This window comes from Methylobacterium indicum, assembly GCF_001043895.1.
In the GTDB taxonomy this organism is placed as follows: Bacteria; Pseudomonadota; Alphaproteobacteria; order Rhizobiales; family Beijerinckiaceae; genus Methylobacterium; species Methylobacterium indicum.
The window spans coordinates 18,121-42,312 of sequence record NZ_JTHF01000055.1 but is presented as its reverse complement, the minus strand read 5'-3'; the positions used below and the strand labels follow the sequence as shown (position 1 = coordinate 42,312).

The 24,192-nt window shown below is 65.9% G+C and carries 19 protein-coding genes and 1 pseudogene; 11 read left to right on the top strand and 9 right to left on the bottom strand.

Annotated features, from left to right (window positions below; genetic code table 11):
• The 6 genes from QR78_RS07105 to QR78_RS07080 all read left to right on the top strand — a co-directional run.
• Nucleotides 1-796, top strand: a 796-nt coding sequence (locus tag QR78_RS07105) for a DotH/IcmK family type IV secretion protein (RefSeq protein WP_048426798.1), incomplete at its 5' end; no start/stop codon positions are given.
• A 9-nt stretch (nt 797-805) separates the two neighbouring features.
• Nucleotides 806-2,107, top strand: coding sequence for a DotG/IcmE/VirB10 family type IV secretion system protein (locus tag QR78_RS07100; RefSeq protein WP_048426797.1), 1,302 nt, complete (start codon nt 806-808; stop codon nt 2,105-2,107).
• Complete coding sequence (locus tag QR78_RS07095; protein WP_048426796.1) at nt 2,107-2,361, top strand: hypothetical protein; 255 nt, start codon at nt 2,107-2,109, stop codon at nt 2,359-2,361. The genes QR78_RS07100 and QR78_RS07095 overlap by 1 nt, the downstream gene beginning before the upstream one ends.
• A 16-nt stretch (nt 2,362-2,377) precedes the next feature.
• Nucleotides 2,378-2,863, top strand: coding sequence for a hypothetical protein (locus QR78_RS07090; protein WP_048426795.1), 486 nt, complete (start codon nt 2,378-2,380; stop codon nt 2,861-2,863).
• Nucleotides 2,860-5,847: a hypothetical protein gene (locus QR78_RS07085; protein WP_048426794.1), complete on the top strand. Its 2,988-nt coding sequence runs from the start codon at nt 2,860-2,862 to the stop codon at nt 5,845-5,847. Before QR78_RS07090 ends, QR78_RS07085 begins: the two co-directional genes overlap by 4 nt.
• Nucleotides 5,844-6,269, top strand: coding sequence for a hypothetical protein (locus QR78_RS07080; RefSeq protein ID WP_048426793.1), 426 nt, complete (start codon nt 5,844-5,846; stop codon nt 6,267-6,269). Before QR78_RS07085 ends, QR78_RS07080 begins: the two co-directional genes overlap by 4 nt.
• Nucleotides 6,270-6,348: 79 nt before the next feature.
• Here QR78_RS07080 and QR78_RS07075 read toward each other — a convergent pair whose 3' ends face one another.
• From QR78_RS07075 to traA, 4 genes are all read right to left on the bottom strand, one after another.
• Nucleotides 6,349-7,269: a hypothetical protein gene (locus QR78_RS07075; protein WP_048426792.1), complete on the bottom strand. Its 921-nt coding sequence runs from the start codon at nt 7,267-7,269 to the stop codon at nt 6,349-6,351.
• Nucleotides 7,266-8,567 carry a Fic/DOC family protein gene (locus QR78_RS07070; RefSeq protein WP_048426791.1) on the bottom strand — a complete coding sequence of 434 codons (1,302 nt, stop codon included), beginning with the start codon at nt 8,565-8,567 and terminating at the stop codon, nt 7,266-7,268. The genes QR78_RS07075 and QR78_RS07070 overlap by 4 nt, the downstream gene beginning before the upstream one ends.
• On the bottom strand, nt 8,564-8,851 hold the full coding sequence (locus QR78_RS07065; RefSeq protein ID WP_048426790.1) for a hypothetical protein: 288 nt from the start codon (nt 8,849-8,851) through the stop codon (nt 8,564-8,566). The genes QR78_RS07070 and QR78_RS07065 overlap by 4 nt, the downstream gene beginning before the upstream one ends.
• Before the next feature lie 220 nt (nt 8,852-9,071).
• The gene (gene traA / locus QR78_RS31845; protein ID WP_082171539.1) at nt 9,072-12,803 is read right to left on the bottom strand and encodes a Ti-type conjugative transfer relaxase TraA; all 3,732 of its coding nucleotides are present in this window, start codon (nt 12,801-12,803) and stop codon (nt 9,072-9,074) included.
• Nucleotides 12,804-13,337: 534 nt separating this feature from the next.
• Here traA and QR78_RS32500 point away from each other — a divergent pair.
• Genes QR78_RS32500 through QR78_RS07045 form a run of 3 tightly spaced genes read left to right on the top strand, consistent with a single transcriptional unit; the run spans nt 13,338 to nt 15,815 of the window.
• Nucleotides 13,338-13,637, top strand: coding sequence for a TraC family protein (locus tag QR78_RS32500; protein ID WP_082171538.1), 300 nt, complete (start codon nt 13,338-13,340; stop codon nt 13,635-13,637).
• The gene (locus tag QR78_RS07050) at nt 13,621-13,818 is read left to right on the top strand and encodes a conjugal transfer protein TraD (protein ID WP_048426788.1); all 198 of its coding nucleotides are present in this window, start codon (nt 13,621-13,623) and stop codon (nt 13,816-13,818) included. The genes QR78_RS32500 and QR78_RS07050 overlap by 17 nt, the downstream gene beginning before the upstream one ends.
• Nucleotides 13,815-15,815 carry a type IV secretory system conjugative DNA transfer family protein gene (locus QR78_RS07045; protein ID WP_048426787.1) on the top strand — a complete coding sequence of 667 codons (2,001 nt, stop codon included), beginning with the start codon at nt 13,815-13,817 and terminating at the stop codon, nt 15,813-15,815. The genes QR78_RS07050 and QR78_RS07045 overlap by 4 nt, the downstream gene beginning before the upstream one ends.
• Nucleotides 15,816-15,985: 170 nt before the next feature.
• Here the strand turns inward: QR78_RS07045 and QR78_RS35460 are convergent, their stop codons facing one another.
• A complete protein-coding gene (locus QR78_RS35460; RefSeq protein ID WP_167349668.1) occupies nt 15,986-16,159 on the bottom strand; it encodes a hypothetical protein in 174 nt (57 codons plus the stop codon).
• An 845-nt stretch (nt 16,160-17,004) separates the two neighbouring features.
• Here QR78_RS35460 and QR78_RS35345 point away from each other — a divergent pair.
• The gene (locus QR78_RS35345) at nt 17,005-17,400 is read left to right on the top strand and encodes a hypothetical protein (protein ID WP_053220832.1); all 396 of its coding nucleotides are present in this window, start codon (nt 17,005-17,007) and stop codon (nt 17,398-17,400) included.
• A 69-nt stretch (nt 17,401-17,469) separates the two neighbouring features.
• Here QR78_RS35345 and QR78_RS32485 read toward each other — a convergent pair whose 3' ends face one another.
• From QR78_RS32485 to QR78_RS07025, 3 genes are all read right to left on the bottom strand, one after another.
• Nucleotides 17,470-18,306: an aminoglycoside O-phosphotransferase APH(6)-Id gene (locus QR78_RS32485; RefSeq protein WP_000480968.1), complete on the bottom strand. Its 837-nt coding sequence runs from the start codon at nt 18,304-18,306 to the stop codon at nt 17,470-17,472.
• The gene (gene aph(3'')-Ib, locus QR78_RS32480) at nt 18,306-19,109 is read right to left on the bottom strand and encodes an aminoglycoside O-phosphotransferase APH(3'')-Ib (protein WP_001082319.1); all 804 of its coding nucleotides are present in this window, start codon (nt 19,107-19,109) and stop codon (nt 18,306-18,308) included. Before aph(3'')-Ib ends, QR78_RS32485 begins: the two co-directional genes overlap by 1 nt.
• A 65-nt stretch (nt 19,110-19,174) precedes the next feature.
• Nucleotides 19,175-19,789: a recombinase family protein gene (locus QR78_RS07025; protein WP_000904906.1), complete on the bottom strand. Its 615-nt coding sequence runs from the start codon at nt 19,787-19,789 to the stop codon at nt 19,175-19,177.
• Nucleotides 19,790-19,914: 125 nt separating this feature from the next.
• On the opposite strand from QR78_RS07025, the pseudogene QR78_RS07015 reads away from it, so the two are divergent.
• Nucleotides 19,915-22,800: pseudogene (locus tag QR78_RS07015) on the top strand (Tn3 family transposase).
• A 673-nt stretch (nt 22,801-23,473) separates the two neighbouring features.
• On the opposite strand, the gene tetR(A) reads toward QR78_RS07015, so the two are convergent.
• On the bottom strand, nt 23,474-24,124 hold the full coding sequence (gene tetR(A) / locus QR78_RS07005) for a tetracycline resistance transcriptional repressor TetR(A) (RefSeq protein WP_000164043.1): 651 nt from the start codon (nt 24,122-24,124) through the stop codon (nt 23,474-23,476).
• Between the last annotated feature and the right edge of the window lie 68 nt (nt 24,125-24,192).

Here is a 24,192-nt window from a genome sequence, read left to right as displayed (position 1 = left end):
CCAGGACGCGCAGGGCGCCGGCAACTTCCCCGGCCGCGACGGGCGCATGCCCCGGCCCGAGCCGCGCCTGCTCACCGTCACGCAGGAGGTCAGCCGCTCGGCGCCCGAGACGCTTCATCTTGCCTACGGGGTCGTCTCGCCGATCACCTTCGTGGACGGCAAGGGCGCGCCCTGGCCGATCGCCTCGGTCGCCTACGATCCCCGGCTGTTTGCGCAGGATGGGACCGGCTGCGGCCAGGACACCACGCTGGGAGCGGCGCAGGTGCCTGCGGCGACGGGGGCAGACCGCCCGACCTCGATCAACCTGATGCCGTGCCGGTACGACACCTGGGGCAACATCCTGATCCGCCTGGAGAACGTGCCCTACCCGATCCCCCTGATGGTCCTGTCGGGGCAGAGCGAGACGGTCGACATCCCGGTCACCGTGCGGGTCGCCGGCACCTCGCCGCTGACGCCCCCGAAGGTCGTCACGGCGAGCGCGCCGGTGCGCAAGGCCGGTCCGCCCGGCCCGCCGCGCGGCGCAGGCCCGATCGACACCACGGCGCTCCTGCACCTGTTCGGCGCCGGCACGCCGCCGACCAGCGCGCAGAAGCTCGTCGCGACCGGCGGGGCGCAGGCCTGGCTCTACCGCGAGCGGATGTACGTGCGCGTCCAGGGCGATCTCGTCAGCCCGCAGCCGGTCGCCTCGGCCGACGCGGCGTCGGGCTACCGCGTCTACGAGTTCCTGCGCCCGGCCTCGCGCCTCGTCGCCGAGCGCGGCGACGGCGCCGAGACCGCCATCACGATCGAGTTCTAGGAGGGGATCATGGCTACGCTGTCTCCCAAGGCGTCCGCTGCGATCGGTGGTGCGGTCCTTGTCTTCTCGCTCGGCTCGGCGGCCTTCGTCCTTCGGGACGCGCCGGTCACGGACCAGGGCGCAGGCCAGGCCTCGGAGATCCGGGGATCGACCCCGAACCCGCAGAACGACATGATGAAGCCGGTCGGCAAGGCCGAGGCCGACCGGCGCGCCGGGGTCAATCGTCAGGCGGCGGACGAGAAGGACAGCGCCGGCAAGCCCTACGTGGCGCCGACGGTGATCGCGGAAAAGCGCGGCGCGACGATGGGCGATCTGCCCGACGACAACCCGGCGCCCAAGCCCCCGGAGCCGCCTCCGGAGCCCAAGGTAGTCGAGCGGATCGTCTACCAGGACCGGCCGGTCATCCAGACCGTGTACCGGGACGTGCCGGTCCAGCCCACGGCCGACCCCGAGCAGGTCGCGGCGATCAACGAGCAGATCAAGGCGCTGCTGAAGCCCACCCCGGGCGGGTTCCTGGTGCGGAGCTTCGCCAAAGGCGAGCGGCCAAAGCCCCCCGAGCCGCGGGCGGCCGCGGTCACCCCACCGGTTCCGACCGGCCCGTTCGGCCCCGGCGTCCGGCACGCGACCGTGGCGCGCGCCGGCGACGTCGCCTACGCGGTGCTCGATCGGGGCTTCAACTCCGACGATCCGGCCGCGCCGATCTTTGCCACCATCGTCGACCTCGACGAGCGCCAGCAGCCCGGGCCGCTCAACGGCATCCGGCTGCTCGGCCAGATCGTCTACTCGCAGACGCAAGGTGCGATCCGGTTCTCGACCATGATCCTGCAGGACGGCCGCCAGGGGCCGATGCATGCGATCGCGATCACGGTCGACCAGGCCCGCACCGGCGTCGCCGAGGACGTCGACAACCACGTGCTGGAGCGCTACGGCGGCCTCGTCATCGCCGGGCTGATCCAGGGCGTGGGCCAGGTCGGCCAGCAGCTGACGCAGCTCAACACCCAGACGGTGGTCGGCAACGGCTTTGCCGTCCAGTCCGGCCGCAACATCGACTGGCTGACCGCCGGCATGGGCGCGGCGCTGCCGGTTGGCCAGGCCATGACCGCGGCGGCGGCAAGAAGCTTCAGCCGGCCGCCGACCCTGTCCTCATCGACCAACTTCCCGATCGGCATCGTCTTCTTGCAGCCGGTCGTGGTGCCGCTCGACGCCGCCCGCGTCTCGGTCGGGGCCGGCACCGGCTACGGGCCCGACCCGGCCTTTGGTCCGAGCTACCGGCCCGAGACCCTGCCGATCTCTCAACTGAGGAAACCGTGATGGGTCCGACCAAGGGACTGGCCGACGTCCTGCGCGGCCTCGTCGAGCTCGTGCCGGTCCTGGCCTGGCTCGTGGTCGTGCTCACGGCGGTCGCCGGCATCGCCCTCACCGGCTACGCCCTGGTGCGGGTCTACCAGGCCAACACCTCGGGCGACGGCACGGCGGGCAACTGGATCGTCGCCGGGGTGATCGGCTGCGCCATGACGATCCCCACGATCATCATCGCGCAATTCTCCTTCTACTTCGCCGAATGAGCATGGATCGCAGGCGATGAACGACGGATCCTGGCACCTCATCGACAACTTGACCGCCAACGCGGCGGCCTACCTCGGCGATCATCCCGTGGTGAGCAAGGCGGCCATCGGCTTCACCCTCGCGGCGGGGTGCTACGCGGTCGTGGCCGCGCGGGCCTGGTCGGTGTCGGTGTGCTCGGACCGGGGCTTGCGCCGGATCCTGCACCTTTGCGCCATGGCGGGCGGCGGCTGCCTGTTCCTGACCGGCCTGCTCTACGACAGCCTGACGCGTGGGCTCGACGGCGCGATCACGTCCATGCCGCTGATCTACGCCTACTACCCGGCGTCGATCATGCTCTCTTGCGCCGCGATGGTGTTTGCCCTCGCACAGGTGTTCTGCGCACTGCACGTCCGCCCAGCGCCTTTGCTCAGGGGCGTCATCCCGGGACTGCTCGGAGCCTGGCTCTTCGCGCTCGCGGTACCCGTCTTCCAGTTCTCGGTCATCCTGCGGGGCGCGCAATGAGGACGGCGGACAAGTTCTGCGACCTCGCCGGCTTCGACCCGGAGCGCGAGGAAGCGGTGGTCTACGCCCATGACGGGTCGCAGGTCACCCTGATCGAGATCGACGGGGTCCGCTCGATCGTCTCGGCCGAGGACTACCTCGTCAACGTGGTCGAGCGCTTCGCCGGCGGGATCGCGCAGATCCTCAAGCGGCCCGGCCACCAGATCACGATCTCCTACGAGTCCTCGCTCAACACCGCGAAGATCATCGACCCCTTCGTCGAGCGTCAGAACCGGCGCTCGCGGCAAAAGGGGCTGTCGGTCGAGGCGCTGATCGAGGAGGGTCGGACGGTCCTGGAGGACCGGGCGCGTTCCGAGACGATCCTGCTCGCTGCCTGGACCCGGCCGACGGCCGGGACGGCCGAGGAGGTTCGCCGCGAGCTGAAGGAGAACCGGAAGGCCTGGCAGGAGCTGCCGCCGGCCCGCGACGCCCAGAACCCGTACCTGCGGCTCGGCTCCCTCGACGGCGTCCACGCGGCCTTCGTGCGCCGGGTGATGGAGGCGCTCAGCGAGGCCCGTCTGCAAGGGCGCATCCTGGCTCCCGACGACAAGGGCCGGCGCCGCGACCTGGAGCAGATCCGCGCGGCCGTCCTCTACCACGAGACCCCCGACGGCTGGACGCCCTACGGGCCGGGCACCCGGCGCTATCCCGGCGCCAAGGAACGCCACGACGACGACGTCTCGGAATTCTTCACGCCGACCGTCGCGCGTCAGATCATGACCTCGAACGCGCAGGCCGCGAGCAACATGCGGGCGCTCGACATGGGCGGGCGCCGCTACGCGCTCGCGGTCATGCGGATGTTCCCCTCCACGATCCTGCCGTTCAACCGGCTGCTCGACTCGCTCCTGGAAAGCACGTCGCGCTCCGCCGACATGCCGTTCCGGGTGTGCTTCCACCTCGAGGCGCTGCGCGATGCCGATGTCGGCTTTCGCCTGCGCAAGGTGTTCGCCGGCCTCCTCGCCTTCGCAAGCCCGAGCAACAAGAACCTCTTCCGGGCGCTGCGCCAGCTCGAGGAGGTGGTCGAGAAGGACGGCGAGGCGATCGTCAAAGGCCGGGTCATCGCCACGACCTGGACCGAGCCAGGCGAGGATCCGGGGCTCCTGGAGCGCCGCCGCTCCTACCTGATGAGCGGGATGATGACCTGGGGCGAGGCGGTGATGACCGACGCCCCCCACAACCCGCTGCGGGCGCTGTGCGAGACGGTGGCCGGAATGACCGTCCAGGCCGAGGTCCCGCCGGGCTCGATCGCGCCGCTCGGGGATCTGGCCGCTCTGCTGCCGTTCCACCGCACCGCGCCGATCTTCAAGCAGGGCCAGAGCATGCTGGTCACGCCCGACGGCAAGCCGGTGCCCTACGAGGCATTGAGCCCCGAGCAGTTGTTCTGGCTCACCCTCATCTACGCCACGCCCGGCTCGGGCAAGTCGGTGCTGATGAACCGGCTGAACGTCGAGTTCGCGGCGTTCTCGGCCGGCGCGGCGCTGCCGTTCCTGGCCGTCATCGACGTCGGCGTCAGCTCCAGCGGGTTCATCGAGCTGGTGCGCAACGCGCTTCCCCCTGAGCGGCGACACGAGGCGTACTACGTCCGGCTCCTCAACACGCCGGACTACGCGGTGAACTTCCTCGACCTCGGGCTCGGCCGGCGCATGCCGCTGGAGCGCGAGAGGAGCTTCATCGAGAACTTCCTCGCCACGCTCCTCAACGTGTCGAACCCGGAAGTGACGCTCCTGGTCCCGCGCCTGATCTCGCGGGTGTTCCAGCTCAAGAGCGACCTCCAGTTCTCGTCCTCGCCATCGGTCTACCAGCCCGACGTCGACCCCGAGCTCGACCGGATCATCCACGACTTCGGCATCGAGGTCCCCGACAAGGCGCGGTGGTGGAGCATCGTCGACGCGCTGGTCCAGCGCCGGCTCTTCAACGCGGCGCAGCGCGCGCAGCGCTACGCGATGCCGGTGCTGGAGGACTTCGCCCGGGTGCTCGCCGAGCCGATCATGGTGCAGGACTTCCCGGCCGAGCTGATCCGCCACGTCCAGCGCTCGCTGGAAAGCGCGATCGAAAAGTTCCCGATCTTCTCCCGGCCGACGAGGCTCGACCTCGGCGAGGCGCGGGTGGTGTCGATCGACCTTCAGGACGTGGCCCAGCGCCACAAATCGCCGGAGGCCGAGCGCAACAACGCGCTTATGTTCATGATCGCGCGGCACGTTTACCTGTCGAAAATCTCCGGCTTTGCCGAGGAGATCGCGAAGATGGATTTCCCGCCCGAGGACAAGATCCGGTCGGAATACGTCCGGTACTGGGAGGCGCGCTACGCTGAGGTGGCGGAGACGCCTAAGCGCCTGTGCATGGACGAGTATCACCTGACCGGCGGCGTCGAGACGATCGCCCGGCAGGTGAAGTCGGACGCGCGCGAGGGCCGCAAGTGGGGCTTGGAGCTGATCCTGGTCTCGCAGCTGCTCGCCGACTTCGACACCCTCGCCGACATGGCCTCGACCGTGCTCGTGCTCAACGCCGACTCGAACGAGATCCGCGAGCAGGCGCGCAAGACCTTCGGGTTCGATCAGGCGGTGAAGTCCGCGCTCGAGCGCCAGGTCCACGGCCCGCAGGGGCGGCGCGGCGCGAACCTGCTGGCGCGGTTCAAGCTGCGCGAGGAAGAGCGCTGGATCATTCTGAACAACTCGCTCGGGCCCCGGATGCTGTGGGCCCTGACCACCAAGGCGGAGGACCGCCTGGTGCGCGACGAGCTGTACCGCCGGATGGCGGTCAACGATGCGCTGCGCATCCTCGCTTCCCGCTTTCCCGATGGCACCGCCATCGAGACGTGGAGCCGGATGTCCGCGCTTGCGCGGTTCGGTGAGGACCGGATCGCAAAGACGATCGTCGATCAAGTGTTGGGGGAAATCATGAGCGAAGCTCAGCCCCAGATCGGCCGATCCAGAACCGCAGCATGACGATGGAGGCTTCCATGAACTTCAAGGATATGTACTACCACGCGCTCGCGACTGCGACGGTTATGGGCTGGAGCACTGTCTCGGCTCTGGCTCAGGCGACGGGCGGCACCTCGGGCGACCCATCGGCGCCGATCGAGTTCCTGAAGAACTCGCGCTCGAAGGCGGCAAGCTCGTCGCTCAACGCGTCCTCGATTGCCACGGGCGGCAACAACGCCGGCATCGTCATCTCGATCATCTTCGCCGTGATCGGCATCGGCCTTGCTGGCATCTCGGGCGTGAAGCTCTACAAGAGCTCGCAGGACGATAACGCCCGCGAGGATAGCGGCCGGTCGATCGCCGGGATCGTCGTCGGCTCCGGCGTCACCATCCTGGGCGTCATCATCGGCGTCGTGACCACCTACATGACCGGAACGGGCACCTGACGGTCGACCCGGCCGGTACAGCGTGACACGACGACAGCGCCGAGCGGACCTTCCGCTCGGCGCTCCTCGTTGAGGGATCTCAGTAGGTCCTGATCTCAGACTGCAAGCGCGGATCGACGTGGCGAAGCCAAGCGTAGTCCGGGAATTTCAACCCGCGCTCCGTCAGGGCCACGCTTGCGAGCGTCGAGACGGCTTCTTCGAGATATTCCTTCGTCTCGAGCACTGCGTGGACCTGCAGGAGTTCTGCGATCCCCCGGCCCTTCTGATCGGCGATCGCCTGGACCAGGGCGCCGTGCAGGGTCGGCAGGAGGGTAGCGGGCTGCTCGCATAGCGGATTCACGGCATGGCGGTCTGCGGCCGCCCTGACGGCGTTCAGGACCCTCTCGCGAAGCTTGCGATCGGCGAGGGGCGCCAGCGCGTCGATCGTGAGGACGAGGGCGCCCGCGAGGTGCCAGGGAACGTCGTCCGGCACCGTCTCCACGGCCCGGGCATCCATGAGATCGCGAACTTCCACAAACCGGTTGGGGCACTTGGCCGGAGGAGAGGACAATGGCTCCTGGTCCTGGTCCTGGTCGGGCAAACGCACCAGCCGGTCGGCCGGCATGAACCGACGGCCGATCTCCTTCCGCGTGAAGCCTTGGCGCGGCAGGGTGATGAGGGCGTCGATGTGGTTCCGGCTCCGCTTGCCCCACGCGAGGAAGCCGATGAGCGCCGTGAGCAAGGCGGCCACCAGGCCGAACGGAGCGCTCGATTGGTAGATCGATACGAAGGCGAACGGCTGGCCTGCCGGCATGCCGGTGAAGTACCGGCCCCAGCCCGTGAACCGCCATAGGGTGAGCGTCTCGAGCAGTCGCAGGGCAGCATAGACCTGCCCGAGGACCGGCGTGAACGTCCACCACACGAGGCTGAGAACGGCCATCGTGGCGCACGCGACGAAGCTGAGGGTAAGGATCGAGCCAGCCGAGATCGACTCGACCGGCGTGCGCCGCAGGGCCTTCATAGGGACCGTCCGAGCTGAGGCTCTTCCTGGCCGAGCGTCTTCTGCTGGGCGACCGTTTGCTGACGATCGTCGGCCACCAGGACGTCCATCAGGGGCTTCAGGACGGCACGGATTTCCTCGAGATCCTGGCCTTTCGGCAGGAGGCTCTTGGCCTCAGCGTCGTTGCCCTGGACCAGGATCGCCGAGCCCTCGCGCCCGAAGCGCTCGATCAGGCTTTTGTCGATCTGCCGCGCCTCGGCTGCCAGCCCTGGGTCGGCAACGATCTCCCGGGCCGTTCGGGTCTGCAACGCGTCGGCGAGCGCCGGGCTCGGGCCTGGGATCTCGATCCGGTTGCGTACGGCGTCCTCGGGTCGCTGGCCGGCGAGCATCAGATAGCTCGCCGGGATCAGCACCCGGCCGACGACCTGGCTGCGGGCGACCTTCTCGCGCGGCTGAGAGCGGTCCAGCCCCTCGTCGTTGCGCAAGACCCGCACGTCGATGCGGGAATTGTTCTCCGGCATCACGCGGAACGAGGCGAGCGGCACCGCCGCGAGCACGCGATCCTGACGCACCAGAGCGTGGTGGTAGTTCGCGGCGACCACCTGGCCCTGGACCCGGGTCCCGGGCTCGGGAAGCACGATGCGCGGCGCTCCCATCAGGCGCGTCGCTTCGAACGCCTCGGCCGACAGCCGGCCGAGCACCGGATGGGCGCGCTGCTCCTCCGAGTAGCGGGCGTTCCGGATCATCTCGGCCAGGGGCTGGACTTGGCCGCGGGTGGCGAGCACGAGCTTGTCGCGGGTCTCGCTCGGCACCCGGTTGATCAGCGCCTGGTCGAGCGGCTGCTTATGGTGGCGGGCGTACTGCTCCATGAACGCGAGCAGGGTGCGGGTGTTGCCCTCCCGGAACGGGTGGGCCTGGAACAGCGTCGCCACGGTACCGGCAAAGCGCAGCGCCGGTCGGCTGTCCTTCAGGTTCCCTGGTTCTTCGCGTGCCAAGCTCGACAGGGCCGACCGCATCAGCCCGTCGATCTGCGCCGGCGGCGCATAGGCGACGCTGCGGCCGTTGAGCACGATCTCGGGCTTCCACAGCTCGATCGTGCGGGTCTCGCCGGCCCACGGGTACACCTCGGCGACCAGCCGCTTGTGGATCGCCGCGAAATGCGCCTGGTCGAATTGGCCGAGCACCGGCTCCTTGAGCATCTGGCGCAAGGCCTGGAACGAGACGATCTGCTCGCGCTCGGCCAGGGCTTCCGGATCACGGATGCCGGCATTGTTCTTGAGGGTGCCGGTGCCCTCGTAGACGTAGGGATCGCTGCTCACGCCACCGCTCCCTTGGCTCGGGCCCGGCGCGCATCGAGGGCCTGGAACACCTCGTCGTTGGTCACCAGGCCGGCCCCGGCGAGGAGGGCGCCGAGCTGGACGCGTAAGGACATCCCGTTGCCTGATCCGAGCATGATGGCGGCGGCCTGCTCGTCCTCCGGCGAGGTAAGCGCGGTGACGAAGGGCGCGAACTCGCGTTCATCGACGCCCGAGGCGAGAGCCTCGAGCAGAGTCAGGGCATCCTCGCGCTGGGTCACCAGCGCCGGCAGATCGCGGAAACTCATGGGTTGCGGTTCCTCGGTTCAAGCCCGGCCGATACGGCATTCAGGCATCGTCTCTCGATCCGTCCTTGAGACGGCAAAAACCCTCGGCTGTCCTCTCTCCTACCCTTACCCATCGTCGCCGCGGGGCCAATACGAGGCGCGTGTCGTCCGCGTCACAGAGTCGACCGGAGACAGTGCTAACAGCAAAGTTCCGGCCGTCGATCGAGGATCTGGCGAAGCGTCAGAGCGTCAGCCCGGGATCACGGTCACGATCGAGTTCCTGGCGCTGTTCCGGTGTCTGCTGCGGCTGAACGTCGAGGCGCTGGTCGAGCTCGCGGCGCAGGACCGTAGCGATCAGATGATCCAGGCTGCCCTCTTTGAGGTAGGAGGCGACGAACCCGCCGCCCGACAGGATCTCGCGTTCCTCGCTCGTCAGCCATTGCCCTGGGCCAAGGCTCTTGTCCGGTGAATGCCCGATCGCGCCGTAGGCGCCGAACCGGCGGGCAACGGCGCTCGCGAATGCCTCGATCTCCGCGCGCTGCTCGGACGTCGCAACAGCCTGTGCAACGACAGCATCGAAGGCCCGTGGGTCCGAGCCCGGTGTCCGGGCGATCGTGACCAGCGCAGCCGCCGCCGCCAGAGACAAACCAGGCACCTCGATCGTGAGGCGTCGACGGTACCGCAATTCTTCCGGACGCGCCTTCTCGAGCACGGCGGAATACTGGTTCTTGAGGTTGATCGCGGCCCCTCTGACAGCGTCATACGACGCCACAGCCTTCTCGCGTTCCTCCTTCTCCGGCTTCGGCACGAACCAGCCCTTGCGACCCCGCAGGCCGCCGTAGGCCTCGGGATCGGCCAGCAGGTCGTCGATGCGCGCGATGTAGCCTTTTCCGGGCGTACGAAGCTGGGCGAAGATCGCCTTGTACAGGCTTGCCGGATCCTTGACCGCCATGCGGATCGAGGTGCGCAGCGAGGTGAGTTCCCGCTTCAGATCCCGCTCTGGATCGACGCGATATGCGAGGGCTGCATCGACTGTCGTCTTGTCGAAGGGAACACCCGCGAGGAACGGCCTGAGTGGACCCATCGACGGGGAGAGTTCGGCAGCCTTCGGCGGGATATTCTCGACGGCTGGACGCGATGAGGCGAGCGCCTGCCAGGCGGCGCCAAGCCGTTCGGCAAGGCCGTGCAGGCGGCGCCAACGGGCCTGTGCCGTGCGGATCATCGTGCGGGCACGCTTCACCAGCGCTGGCGCAAGGACGGCGTGACCGTTGAGACCGCGCCGCTCCGCGAAGGCCGAGGCGAGGGCGCGCAGATCCTGCGGCCGCACCCGGTCGGCGATGTCGTTCTCCGCCGTCTCCAGCCGGGCAAGAGCCGCCTCGAGCGTGGTCAAGGCAGGCGAGCCCGACGGGTCGATGAGCCCGTCAGCGGGCTTCGGTTCGGGCCTCACGGCACCGGCATCAGCTTCGATGCGTCCCGCTAGAGCCGACAGACTGCTGGCGATCCGACCGGCGTTGAGCAGCGGAAGGTCGCTCGCCCGATCCCGGATCGGCTCACCATCCATCGCCTCGGGCGGCCGGGTCAGCGCAACCGCGGCCTCGCGGAACGCAGCCTCGTCGGCGTAGTCCAAGGTCGAGGCTTTCGACCCGTCGCGAGACAGCCGGCGCGACAATCCTTCGAGCGCGGCCGTGTCGAGAACGTCCAGGGACGGCGCGGATCCGAGCTTGGCTTTGCGCCAATCCGGAATGAAGTCGGCATGCGCGCCGTGGACGGTGACAGCGTGGCGGTGGCGCGTCATCGCCACGTAGGCGAGATGCCGATCCATGCCGGGCGTGGCCAGCACATGGACCCGATCGAGCGTCGCGCCCTGGCTCTTATGCACGGTCGCTGCGTAGCCGTGATCGAGGTTGCGGTAAGCTTCCGCCTGGACCTCGATCCGCTCGCCGTCGCTCCTCCCGTCACGGTCGAGCCTGACGGTGAGCCGACCGCTCGACGCGGCCTCGACGCTCGCCAGCATGCCGTTCTTCACGCCAAGCTGGCGATCGTTCTCGAGGAACAGGACGCGGTCGCCGGGAGCGAACATCCGCTCGCCTCGCGCGGTCACGAACCGGGCCTCTTCGGCCAGCATGCCGTCGGCCTTGAGCGCGGAACGCGCCATGCCGTTGAGGGCCAGAACGTCGACGTTGGTCTGGGCGAGGATCAGGGTTTCGCTCGCCCGGCCGTCAGGCTTGTGGCCGAGGTAGTCCGGCTTCCAGGCCGCGATCAACGCCTCGCGTGCGCCCTCGCGATCGGGCGAGAACCGCACCATCCCGGCCTCGCGGTAGACCCCGAGTGCTGCTGCGGCTTCGCCCCGCGCAAACGCTACGCTTGCCCGCCGCATCGCCGGATCGGCCTGGCGCCAGATCTCCGATAGCTCGGCGTAGCCGATCGTCTCGGTGATGGCCCTGAAGCCCGCTCCGGCCTCGATCGGCTGGAGCTGCATGGCATCGCCGACCAGCACCAGCTTGGCGCCGCGCCGCTCCACTTCCTGGACGATGCGCGAGAGCTGCTCGGACGAAACCATGCCGGCCTCGTCGAGCACGAACACGTCGCCGGGTTTGAGCAGGTCACGCTCGTGCTTCCAGGCCAATTCCCATGAGGCGAGTGTGCGGCTGGCGATGCCTGCACTCTTCTCCAACCCCTCGGCCGCCTTGCCGGCCAGCGCCCCGCCGACGACCCTGTGACCGGTCCCGATCCAGGCCTCGCGCGCGACGCCGAGCATGGTGGATTTGCCGGCTCCGGCAAAGCCGACGACAGCCGCGATCCGCTCAGGCTGCGTGACGTGCCGGACCGCCTCACGCTGCTGCTCGGACAGTTCCGGGCGAGCCGCGAGGGCGCGCTCAAATGCGCGTGAGGAAACCCGGTGACCGGCATCGGCGTAGAGCCGGCCGGTCGCGGCCTGCATCAGGATTTCGGCGCTCAGAAGCGCACGGGTGGTCCAGCGCGCCGGCGACGTGACCCGCCCACTCTCGGGGTCGAACACCTCCTCGGCGACCGCCACCAGTTCCGGCGACTGGCCGAGCCGGAGCCGGACTGCCTCGAAGGCGACCGGATCGTCGATGTAGCGGAAGACGGCGCGGGCGATGTCGCGTTCGTCGAACACGCTCTTCTCGCGCGAGAGGATCGGTAGGAGCTTTTCAGGATCGGCGATGATTGCCTGCGCATTACGGATGCGCTTCTGCTTCTCCTCCTCGACACGGTCGGAGATGGTGCCGCGCAGGTTCGAGGCCTGGACGCCGATGTGCTCGGTCGGCTCGATCTGGATGCCGGCCTCGACGTGGGAACGATGATCGATGCGCAGGTCGAACCCTGCGGCCGCCAAGTGGGTGTTCGCCACCTCCGCCCATGACCGGCGCCATGGAATGAGGTGCTTCATCGGCCCGGCCATGACCTCGTACTGAGGCTTTCCGTCCGGGCGGTAGATGACGTTGCCGTCCGGATCGCGGGCAAACTCGTGCTTGCGCGCAAAGCCCTCCTCGGTGAGCGTCCGCAGCGGGATCATGACGTGGATGTGCGGGTTACCCGGGGCATCGTGCAGGGCCCAATCCACGACATGGCCCCGGGCCGCGATCTCCGTCTCGATCCAGTCGCGGGCGAGTTCGATGTTCTGCGCCAGCGTCAGCTCGATCGGCAGCGCGATGTTCAGCTCCATCGCGTAGCCGGTGCCTCTCAGCCCCTCCTTCTTCTCGACGGCGTTCCACAGGAAGGCCGACGCACCGTTCTCGCTGCGTCCGTCGAGCGCGATCCGGAACCAGGCCGGAACCACGGGGGGAAGGCTGAACTCGGTGTGGGCGACGTGCTGCTTGCCCTCGTAGGTGATGACCTTGCCGTCGGCCTCTCGGGTCATCGTGGCCGCACGCCGGTAGGCGGCGCTGGCGACGGCGCTCTTGCCGCGTCCGCGGCTGATGAGCTGAGCCGAGAGGTGATAGATCGCCATGCGAGGTTCCCGAGCTTGACAATTAGCAGCTAACTCAGGGAAACGCAAGTTTCCTTTAAGTGCGCCCCTTCGTAAACTCAGAGGACTTTGCGGAGGCGCTGCGCGCCAAAGTTCCGTTCGAGGGAGGCCCCTATGGGGCCTCAACCATCTGCCCGGCGGCAGCCGGACCGCGCGACGTTCGAAGGTTCGCCGTCGCCTGAGATAATGGGGCAACGGGGATGATCGAGGAATGTCGAAGCCCGATCGGCCCGACGCTTGCGACTCGGCACAGGGTGCGCCGCCGGAAGGGGATGGAGGTGCCCCCTAGCTCCACCATAAGCTGAGCTTCGGAGCCTCGAACGTCCGCCGATGCTCCGCGATCAGGGGATCGCGCCCCGCTCCACTATAAGTCTAACAAACCCGGAAGTGTGATGTTGGGACCACGGGTGGTTGGGTCTTTGACCCGACATCACACACACTTTCTGACGCAGCGTTCCGCAATCGTGTTCCGGATGTTAACCAGCGCTGTCCACCGCAGAAGGGAACGGAGCAACCATGGCCAGGCCAAAGTCGCGCGAGGCGATCCTCGGCGAGATCCAGCAGCTGTCGAGCTCGATCGATGCGTTGAAGAAGAAGCTCTCCGACCACGACAAGGCTGAGGCTGCGCGGATCGGCGGCCTGGCGATGAAGGCTGGCCTCGGTTCGATCGCCATCCCCGAGGAGGCTCTGGCCAAGGCCTTCGAGGAACTAGTGGCGCGATTTCGTACGGAATACCCGGAGGTGGCGCAGCCCAAGGCAAAGGGACGTCGAGGCGCTCGATCGGCTCCAGAGGGAGCTGATGCTCAAGCGGAATGAGGAGCGGAAGCGAGACGCTCGCGAGAAGATCCAGCTCGGCGGCCTCGTCATCAAAGCCGGCCTTTCCGATCTGCCGAGCAATGTTCTGCTCGGCCTCCTGATCGAGGCTCGCGAGCGTATCCGCGACCCTGACGTGATCGAGCGCATGGCTCGGCTCGGCGACAAGGAGTTCAAGAAATGAAGTGGATCAACGGGGCCATCGTCGTTGCGATCGGCCTGGCGCTGCACCTCACGTTCAGCCTGTTCCTTGCCCCGCTGGTCGGCGCGTTTTACGTCATCGAACCGGGCCATACGATGATGGTCCACGCCATGCGCGTGGCCGCCGTCGCGTTCCCCGCGCTCGTGCTATTTGCCGCTTCGGGCCTTGCCCGAGCCGGCGACAGCGGCCGGGTGGTCGCTGCGCTGTCCTCGCTGTTCCTGATCGGACTTTGCGCCTGGACGGTGCGTGAGGAGATCGCCCGTCTGAGCGCGCTCAATCCGCAAGGGGACGCCCGTGCACTGCTGCGCCAAGCCGATATCGCGCTGTTCTGCGCCGTGTGCTTTGCGGGTTTCGTCGCCTTCATCGCACCGGTAGTCTCGCTCGTCCGGGTCCGCCGGACCATCCGCGGCTACAACAAGCCGGTTCGCTCGAAATCCGCGGCCCATGGCGATGCGGAATGGGCGCCGATGAGGCTCGCCGGCGAGCTGTTCCCGGAGGATGGCGCGCTGGTGCTGGGCGAGCTGTACCGGCCCGATCTCGATCCGAAGAACACATCGAGGATCTTCAAGCCCGGCGACCGCAAGACGTGGGGCTCGGGCGGGCGCAAACCGCTGATGGGGTTCAACGCCGATCTCGGCTCCGGGCACGGCCTGATTTTCTCGGGATCGGGCGGGTTCAAAACGACGGGAACCGTGATCCCGATGCTGCTGTCGTGCCCGTGGAATGCCGTCGTCCTCGACCCCTCGACCGAGCTGCATCCGATGCTCGCCGAGTATCGAGCAACGATGCGCGGTCAGGAAAACCTCCGGCGCGTGCACTGCATCACCCCGAAGGAGCTGATGAGCGGGTTCAACGTGCTCGACTGGATCGGGCGGGGCGAGAACTCCGCCGAGAAGGACATCGCGGCCGTGGTCGGCTGGATCGCCACCGGCCAGGTCAAGCGTGCCGACCCCAACGACTTCTTCCGAAACTCGGCACTCCAGCTCATCCGCGGCGTGCTCGCGCACATCTGCCTCAACCGCGGCTTCGACGCGACCCGGCCGCGCACGCTGCGCACCCTGCGCGAGCTGATCTCCCAGGCTGAACCCGACTTTCTGGATTACCTGAGCCGGATCCTCCGGGCCGAGGAAAGGGACTCGTTTGCCGCGCTGGCGCTGGGCCCGTTCAAGTCGATGACGCCCCAGACGTTCTCCGGCGTCTACGCCACCGCAGCCGACCTGACGAACTGGCTGAGCTTCAAGGAATACGCCGCCATCGTGTCCGACGGAACGTTCTCCAGCCTCGATCTCGTGGAGGACGATATCGATGTGTTCGTCGCGCTCGATCTCCAGACGCTTCAGGATTATCCGGGCCTTGCCCGGGTCATCATCGGCGGGCTGATGAACGCGCTCTACCACGCCAACGGCGAGGTCAAGGACCGCGTCGCGTTCATCCTCGACGAGGCCGCCCGGCTCGGCAACATGAGCCTGCTCGAGGTCGCCCGTGACGCCGGCCGGAAGTACGGCATCGTGCTCGTCATGGTGTACCAGGCGCTCGGCCAACTCCGCCAGCAATGGGGCGACAAGGACGCCGTCAGCGCGTGGTTCGAGTCGACCTCGTGGCAGAGCTTTTCCGCCATCACCGACATCGAAACGGCCAAGGCATTGTCCGAGCGGTGCGGGTATTTCACCCAGGAGATCATCTCGTACAGCCAGCAGGCTCGATCGGGCGGCAAGGGCTCGGGCGGAGTGAGCGTCTCGGCCTCGACGTCGCTCCACAAGCGGGCCCTCATCATGCCCGACGAGATCATCAACACGATGCGCCGCGACGAGCAGATTTTGTGCGTGCCGGGCATCGAACCGATCCGCTGCGGGCGCGCGATCTACTTCCGCCGCGACGACATGATGAAGCTCGTCGGCGAGAACCGCTTCTTCTCTCGCGAAGCGCGGGAAGCGGAGGATTACCTCACCGAGTTCGAGGTGACCCAACAGGCGGCCTGACGGGCCGCTCGCTGCGTCGCCGGACGCGGCGAAACCCGTCCGAGAGGACGGTTCGGTGGGCGTCCGAATGGGCGCCCGCCGAAGGCTTGTCCCGCGCGCTACGAACCAGGGTAAGGCTCCCCGATCTCCGGGGACAAAGGCCGCCGTTGGGCGGCCCTGGAGGAGGGGGATTAGCCCTCCGGGGTGAGCTGGGCGACCCGGGCCTGGGCGGCCTTCAGCTCGGCCTGGATGGTGCGCCGCTCGCGCGGGCAGGAGATGGAGGCCAGCTCCGCCTGGAGTTCGGCTACGTGGGTCGCGAGGGCGTAGCGGGCGTGGGCGGGGAGGGTCGAGGTGGGGCGCGGCATCGTCTGGTTTCCCTGGGCGCTCGGGACCGTCCCTGCGCGATGCGACCCCCCAAACAGGCGGCGGCTCCGCCTGCACCCCGAGAGGGGCCGGAGCGCAGCGGAGGACCGGCCGGACTGACGATTTTGTCCCGCGAGGAATGGCGCGAAGCGACAGGGGAAAATCGTCTGGCCGGACGGTTGCGGGCGGAGCCGCCGTCTGTTCCCTTGTCGCCATCGTGTAGGGACGGTCTGACGCTGTGGCGAACGTCGGCGCCGCGTTTCACCGCCGGTTCCGCTTGGGGCGGTTCGACCGGGTTCCATGCTTGCCGGATGAGGCGAGGTGGCCGTCTCGTACCCGCGCCGTGGCTCCAGATTGGCGCGGGAGGACGCCCTCAACCGCGCCGCCGCCGCTCGAGATGGCGCCCGCTCCGGACGCCCCCAGCCCCGCAGCCTGACCAGGAAGGTTGCCCTCACCGGGGAGGAGCGCCTCCAGTCGAGCACCGGTACCTCCGAGACCCCGGTGCCAGCCCGCGCCCTGTTCCCTGTTCCTCCGAAATGAGGAAAGGGACCATGCCGGCCCTCAGGATGGATCGCTCAAGCCCCCGGCGGGAGGTCGTCGATCGCGGCCTGGACGCTCTCGATGCATTCCGCCACGACGCTCACCGGATCGCAGTCGGCTGACAGGCTGGGCGGTGGCGAGCGTCGTGCCGGCTGCGAACCCTGCCCGCCTTGCGGCCTGACCCACGCACGCAGCGCCCCTGGGGGAGGGGCAGTTTCAGCCTGGCGCCGGGCGACTTCGCTTCAGTGCTGACCCCGCCCCCTCAGCGTGCTACCTTACGGCATACTGGCACAACCCAGGGGCAACCGTGGCCGTCGACCCACCCGACCCTTTCGCCTGCCCCGAGGCCTCCGCCTCGCCTCTGCCGGCATCTTCCTGGACGACCTGCAAGGCGATCTTCGAGGGCGCCACCTCGCTTCGGTTCGAGGTCGGCGATCCCGCCGGTTTGCGCCTCACGCTGACCTTCAGCGGAGGGATCATCTCGGCCTCAGGCGTCGATGACATCGGCGAGTTGATCGAGGGTTTCCAGCTTGTCGGGGAGGCCATCGTGTTCTGTGACCGCTTAAGCTTCACGCTGGTCCAAACCGCCGACACCGTCCTCTACCGTGACGCCGATACCGTGGTCCGGATCCCCCGGGGCACCTACGATCGTCTTGCCTCGCTGGTGGGGTCGTTTGCGGGAGAGGGCGAAATCCTACGCTAAGGCTTTGGCCAACGATATTCTCCGGTAAGATTGATGTGTTCCCAGGGGATAGGAGAAGTCGCTTGATATCTAGTATGACGTCTGTCGCACCTGCTTGATCGCGGCCGCGATAGCTAGATCGCGTTGCTCCTCTTCTCCATCCGCGTTCCAAGCTGCGGAAAGGCACCCATAAGCGTACGCCTGGTCGAGCAGGCGACGCGGATCGACGTCCAGCGCACGAGAGAATGCGTCCGCCATCTGTGCAATGCGTCTAGGATCGAGACAAAGGTCGTCTCTGTCAGCCGGATCGTAGAACATATTGGCGGCGCCAAAGCCCACTTCACCGACCAGACCGACGGGATCTATCACCAGCCAGCCGCGACTGGAGAACATGATGTTTTCATGATGCAGATCGCCATGTAGCCCACGCAGTTCCGAGGCATTGCTCATCATTTGATCGGCTATAATCGCCGCGTGGACGTAGTCAGTTTGACAACCTGCGTTTTGATCATCGCGCGCCCGCTGAAACAAAGCTGCAAAGCGATCCCGGATCGGGAGAAGGGCAGAAGGCAGGGGTTCCTCAGATGCGGCATACAGCTTCGCCATTAGTTCCGCTGCAATTTCGGTCGCCTGGTAGTCGCCGTGCTCGGCAACGATGTGAGAGAGCATTCGCTCCCCGGCATATTCGAGCAACATCAGATTGTTCTCACGACCGAGCAACCGGACTGCTCCCCTCCCATTGCGCCATACCAGATAGTCGGCCCCGCGCAGTTCATCAGCAATGTCTTCTATAGGTTTCAATCCCTTGACGATTGCAGGAGTCCCGTCTGGCAATGAAACTTTCCAAACGAGGCTGGAAAAGGTGTCCGCAATGAGAACAGGTTGCGAAACGTGCCAATGAGCAGGAAAAACAGGCGGCATGAACATCAACCCCAAGTCAGAGGGTCCAATCGCAGATAGAAGGCAAGGCGTTCGCGGTCGGGGGCTTCGATCCCCAATACATTGAATAGGACAGCGAAGGCGCGCTCTGCTTCATCTGGCGCTGCCCAGTTCTCTTCGGCGTTAGCAATCATGAGTGCCAAATCGGCATAGCGATCTGCTGTTCCGAGCCGCCCAAGGTCGATCAGACCCGTGCATTGAAGAGTTTTAGGGTCCACCATGAAGTTCGGCATGCAGGGATCACCATGGCAAACAACCATATCGGTGCGCTCTTGGTCGAGCCGCACCGGTAGCTCTCGTTCGACACGAGCCAAAAGATCGAGCTGCGGCGTACTCTTGTCCTCGTCCGGTAAGAAGTCGGGATTGACGGCATTGCGGGACACCACATCAACGGCGCGTCCGAACATTCGCGACAGCCTGCGCTCAAACGGACATTGATCAACCGATAGGCTGTGAACAGCGCCAAGTTGCTGCCCCATTGACGGCCACGCTTTGAGCAAATCCGCTCCAGACAGATCAGCCGCCGGTACTCCCGGAATTGCCGTTATCACCAAGCATGCACCCTCCTGTTCCTCCTGCCAGTTGATCACCTCGGGGCAAGCCACACCTCGACCTTTGAGCCAAATGAGGCGGTCACGCTCTCCAGCGAGCTCACCGCGGCGGGAAGCAGGTGCGATTTTCGCGAAGGCATGCCCGTCACCACGTCGAAAAACAAAATCACCAGATTCTCCGCCTCTGACAGGCAACCAGTCAGAATGCGATTCACCAAAAAAAATATTAGTTCGATTCAATGGAGGTTCCTTCAGTTTTCTGATGAAGCGCGGAGGTGGCTCAACCTGCGAAAAGAAACGAGTTGCTACGTAAGTCCGAGAACATGCTTTCCATGGTCTCTGAGCTCGCCTTTGGGACCGACATATCGGTAGAGAGTGACGCGCTCGATGCCGAGTTCCTTGCAGAGATCGGAAACTGAAGTATCGCGCTGGGCCATGGCGGCTTGCGCGAGACGCACCTGAGCTTTGGTGAGCGCGAATTTTCGTCCGCCCTTGCGACCGCGCGCTCTCGCGGAGGCGAGACCCGCCATGGTGCGCTCTCGGATCAGATCCCGCTCGAACTCGGCCAAGGTGGCGAAGATTCCGAACACCATGCGACCGGACGCAGTCGTGGTGTCGATCTGAGCGCCCTTTCCAGTCAGAACCCGCAGGCCGATCTTGCGGTCTGACAGCTCCTTCACCGTGTTGACCAGATGGGCAAGCGATCGTCCGAGGCGATCGAGCTTCCAGACCACCAGCACATCGCCGTCACGCAATGACTTGAGGCAGGCAGTCAAGCCAGGGCGATCATCACGACCGCCGGAAGCAAGATCATCATAGATATTGTCCCGTTCGACACCTGCGGCGCGCAAGGCGTCGTGCTGCAGGTCGAGAGACTGCGAGCCATCGGCTTTGGAGACGCGGGCATATCCGATCAGCATGTATCACAAACGTTGGTTTGAGGCGGCGCGTTGGCCACGAATGATTTGTTCGCTGGAAATGTATCTCAACCAGCTTCATAAACAAAGCGTCTTGAACACCATCGGATTTTGAAAAAGGAACATTGATGCCGCGTCGCGTCACTCTAACCGATCGGCAGAAGGACGCGCTGTTGCGCCTGCCGACCTCGCAGGCGGATTTGCTGAAGCATTATACGCTGAGCGATGAAGATCTCGGCCACATCAGGCAACGTCGGCGCGCTCACAACAGGTTCGGCTTCGCCCTGTAATTATGCGTCCTGCGCTATCCCGGCCGGGTGCTGGCTCCGGGCGAACTGATCCCGGCCGAGGTGGTCGAGTTCATCGGAGCGCAACTCGGCCTTGGCGCCGATGATCTCGTTGATTATGCCTCCCGCGAGGAGACGCGGCACGAGCATCTTGCCGAGTTGCGGGCGCTCTATGGGTTCCGCACCTTCTCCGGACGTGGAGCACGCGAGCTGAAGGACTGGCTGTTCCGGGAAGCCGAACTGGCGGTGTCGAACGAGGACATTGCCCGTAGCTTCGTGACCGAGTGCCGACGCACCCGCACGGTTCTTCCCGCGACATCCACGATCGAGCGGCTTTGCGCCACGGCTCTGGTCGATGCTGAGCGGCAAATCGAGACGCGGATTGCCGGTCGCTTGCCCATACCGATCCGGGAACAGTTACTGGCATTGCTTGAGGAAACGGCCGACGATCGGGTGACCCGCTTCGTGTGGCTGCGTCAGTTCGCGCCAGGCTCGAACTCTTCGTCGGCCAACCGGCTGCTCGACAGGTTGGAATATCTGCAACGTGTCGATCTTCCCGAGGATCTGCTGGCCGGTGTTCCTGCCCATAGGGTGACACGTCTGCGCAGGCAGGGCGAGCGGTATTATGCCGATGGTATGCGCGATCTCCCGGAGGACAGGCGGCTTGCAATTCTGGCCGTCTGCGCATCGGAGTGGCAGGCGATGCTTGCCGATGCCATGGTCGAAACCCACGACCGGATCGTGGGCAGGCTCTACCGGGCGTCGGAAAGGATTTGCCAGGCCAAGACCACCAACGAAGCGAACGCGGTGCGCGACACCCTGAAATCCTTCGCTGAAATCGGCGGAGCCTTGGTCGATGCCCAGGATGATGGCCAGCCATTGGGCGACGTTATCGCGAGCGGATCAGGCTGGGACGGCTTCAAAACCCTTGTCGCGATAGCAACCAGACTGACGGCCACCATGGCGGACGATCCGCTCAATCATGTACTCGATGGCTATCACCGTTTCCGCCGGTATGCTCCTCGCATGTTGCGCCTGCTCGATCTTCGGGCTGCCCCTGTCGCGCAGCAGCTTCTGGAAGCGGTGACAGCCCTGCGCACCGGTTTGAACAATGCTCCGCATACCGCCTTTCTGCGGCCGAGCTCGAAATGGCATCGTCATCTTCGTGGTCAGGCGGCCGGCGATACCCGCCTCTGGGAGATCGCGGTGTTGTTCCATCTGCGCGATGCGTTCCGCTCCGGAGATGTCTGGCTGGCGAGGTCCCGGCGCTACGGTGATCTGAAGCACGCACTCGTACCTGCTCAGGCCGTGGCGGAAAGCGGCCGCCTCGCCGTGCCATTGCGGCCGGAGGAATGGCTGGCAGACAGGCAAGCTCGCCTTGATATCAGGTTGCGCGAGCTTGGCCGCGCTACTCGCGCCGGCACGATCCCTGGCGGGTCCATCGAAAACGGGATCCTGCATATCGAGAAGCTCGAAGCTGCCGCGCCGCCCGGCGCCGAAGATATGGTTCTCGATCTCTACAAGGCGATTCCGCCGACACGTATCACCGATCTCTTATTGGAAGTGGATGCCGCGACCGGCTTTTGTGAAGCATTCACCCACCTGCGCACGGGAGCGCCCTGCGCGGACCGGATCGGGCTAATGAACGTCATCCTTGCGGAAGGGATCAATCTCGGCTTGCGCAAGATGGCGGACGCCACCAATACCCACACCTTCTGGGAGTTGATCCGCATTGGACGGTGGCATGTCGAGGGCGAAGCCTACGACCGGGCGCTGGCCATGGTGGTTGAGGCGCAGGCGGCACTACCTATGGCTCAATTCTGGGGCGCGGGTATCTCCGCATCAAGCGATGGACAATTCTTCGCGGCGACCGAGCAAGGCGAGGCCATGAACCTGGTCAATGCGAAATATGGCAATACACCGGGCTTGAAGGCTTATAGCCACGTCTCGGATCAATATGCGCCGTTCGCGACCCAGGTGATTCCCGCGACGGCGAGCGAAGCACCCTATATTCTCGACGGACTGCTTATGAACGATGCCGGCCGCCATATCCGCGAGCAGTTCGCCGATACGGGCGGCTTCACCGATCACGTCTTTGCCGCGTGCGCCATTCTCGGCTATCGGTTCGCCCCTCGTATCCGGGATCTGCCGTCCAAGCGCCTCTACGCGTTCAATCCTTCGTCCGCGCCGGCGCACTTGAGGGCCTTGATCGGCGGAAAGATCAACCAGGCCATGATCGAGCGCAACTGGCCCGACATCCTGCGCATCGCCGCCACCATCGCGGCCGGGAGCGTCGCGCCGAGCCAGATCCTGCGGAAACTCGCCTCCTATCCGCGGCAGAACGAACTCGCGACGGCCCTGCGGGAAGTCGGCCGCGTCGAGCGAACCCTGTTCATGATCGACTGGATTCTGGATGCCGAACTCCAACACCGGACCCAGATCGGTCTCAACAAGGGTGAAGCGCATCATGCGCTGAAACGGGCCATCAGCTTCCATCGCCGGGGAGAAATCCGCGACCGGTCCGCCGAAGGACAGCACTACCGGATCGCCGGCATGAACCTGCTGGCCGCGATCATTATCTTCTGGAACACCATGAAGCTCGGCGAAGTCGTCGCCAGCCAGAAACGAGACGGAAAGCTGCTATCGCCCGATATGCTGGCCCATGTCTCGCCGCTTGGATGGGAACACATCAATCTCACCGGAGAATATCGTTGGCCAAAGCCTTAGCGCAGGATTCCGCCCCCTCCCGCAAACGACCCCCCGTAGGGCGCGAAGGGGGGATAGCTCGCCCCCTTTGGGGGCCTCGATATGCGGGAGGGGGAGCCGCCGCGAAGCGGTGGGGGAACCCCGCAGGGGTGCCCCGTGCAGGGCACGCGATGATTAAAAAAGGATTAAAACCGGATTAGGCTCGTTTTCGCCAAAGGCTAAAACCCAGCACTGGCGCGGGTTTGCAGCCTGTTCGGCCTGTGGATAGCGTATCCGCTGGAACGGTATCCGGCATCCGCTGGAACGGTATCCGGCATCCGCTGGAACGGTATCCGGCATCCGCTGGAACGGTATCGCCTACCTGCTGGAACGGTATCAAGGAGTCCACGCTAGATCTATCTCATCTGCGCAAGGCAGAACGTGAAGACGGCCGCCCTGGACCTCGCCCGCGAGCGCCAGGCGCACGAGGCCGGCGCGCGGACCCGCGCCACGGCCCACGAGCGGACGCCGCAGCAGGAGCGCCAGAAGGCCGCCAGAGAGGCCGAGCGCGGCCGTGAGGCTTGGACGCTAGGGCAGGGCATGAAAAAGCCCGTAGCGGGCTGCTACGGGCGTCTGACGCGGTGGAAAGGGGGAGGGGATGTTGTCTACATGGCTCTGCTGTAGTGAGTGGGTTGCGCTCCGGCAGCGGTCCTGATCAATCGTCACCCTTTCTCGGTCCTTCAACGTTCCTGACAACGAGCCTCCTTTTCGCCAATCCATCGACAATCACCGCGAGTCCCTGCTCGAACGCTGCGTCCGGACCGGCTTCGTCGAAGGCGTCTATCGCGGCCCGCAACAGCGGCGAGAGCGGAGCCTGTTCAACGGTGCCGCCGCGCTCGCCGGCATCGCTGTCGCCGGCCTGCTCCTCAAGCACGGCCCCAACAGTGAAGTAGCTGATTGTCATCAGCGCATTGACGGCGTCCCCGGCCGAAAAACCCGCCTCGCAGAGGAAGCGAAGCTGCGCGTCGGCCGTTTCCATCTGCGGTGCGCCCGGTCGCGTGCCGGCATGGATGCGCGCGCCATCGCGGTAGGCGAGCAGCGCCTGCCTGAAGCTGCGGGCATTCCCGATCAGAAATGAGCGCCAGTCGTCGTCGGCTCTCGGCACCGAATGCGTATGATTCTCCGCCAGCATGGCTTCGGCCAGTGCGTCGAGCAGCGCCCGCTTGTTCCTGAAGTGCCAGTAAAGCGCCGGCTGCTGAACCCCCAACCGTTCCGCCAGTTTGCGTGTCGTCAGACCGTCTACGCCGACCTCGTTCAACAGGTCCAGGGCGGCACGGATCACTGTATTCGGCTGCAACTTTGTCATGCTTGACACTTTATCACTGATAAACATAATATGTCCACCAACTTATCAGTGATAAAGAATCCGCGCGT

Coding starts and splice junctions, on each gene's coding strand:
- QR78_RS07100 (WP_048426797.1), top strand. CDS start 806: ATGGCTACGCTGTCTCCCAAGGCGTCCGCTGCGATCGGTGGTGCGGTC.
- QR78_RS07095 (WP_048426796.1), top strand. CDS start 2,107: ATGGGTCCGACCAAGGGACTGGCCGACGTCCTGCGCGGCCTCGTCGAG.
- QR78_RS07090 (WP_048426795.1), top strand. CDS start 2,378: ATGAACGACGGATCCTGGCACCTCATCGACAACTTGACCGCCAACGCG.
- QR78_RS07085 (WP_048426794.1), top strand. CDS start 2,860: ATGAGGACGGCGGACAAGTTCTGCGACCTCGCCGGCTTCGACCCGGAG.
- QR78_RS07080 (WP_048426793.1), top strand. CDS start 5,844: ATGACGATGGAGGCTTCCATGAACTTCAAGGATATGTACTACCACGCG.
- QR78_RS07075 (WP_048426792.1), bottom strand. CDS start 7,269: ATGAAGGCCCTGCGGCGCACGCCGGTCGAGTCGATCTCGGCTGGCTCG.
- QR78_RS07065 (WP_048426790.1), bottom strand. CDS start 8,851: ATGAGTTTCCGCGATCTGCCGGCGCTGGTGACCCAGCGCGAGGATGCC.
- traA (WP_082171539.1), bottom strand. CDS start 12,803: ATGGCGATCTATCACCTCTCGGCTCAGCTCATCAGCCGCGGACGCGGC.
- QR78_RS32500 (WP_082171538.1), top strand. CDS start 13,338: ATGGCCAGGCCAAAGTCGCGCGAGGCGATCCTCGGCGAGATCCAGCAG.
- QR78_RS07050 (WP_048426788.1), top strand. CDS start 13,621: ATGCTCAAGCGGAATGAGGAGCGGAAGCGAGACGCTCGCGAGAAGATC.
- QR78_RS07045 (WP_048426787.1), top strand. CDS start 13,815: ATGAAGTGGATCAACGGGGCCATCGTCGTTGCGATCGGCCTGGCGCTG.
- QR78_RS35460 (WP_167349668.1), bottom strand. CDS start 16,159: ATGCCGCGCCCCACCTCGACCCTCCCCGCCCACGCCCGCTACGCCCTC.
- QR78_RS32485 (WP_000480968.1), bottom strand. CDS start 18,306: ATGTTCATGCCGCCTGTTTTTCCTGCTCATTGGCACGTTTCGCAACCT.
- QR78_RS07025 (WP_000904906.1), bottom strand. CDS start 19,789: ATGCTGATCGGATATGCCCGCGTCTCCAAAGCCGATGGCTCGCAGTCT.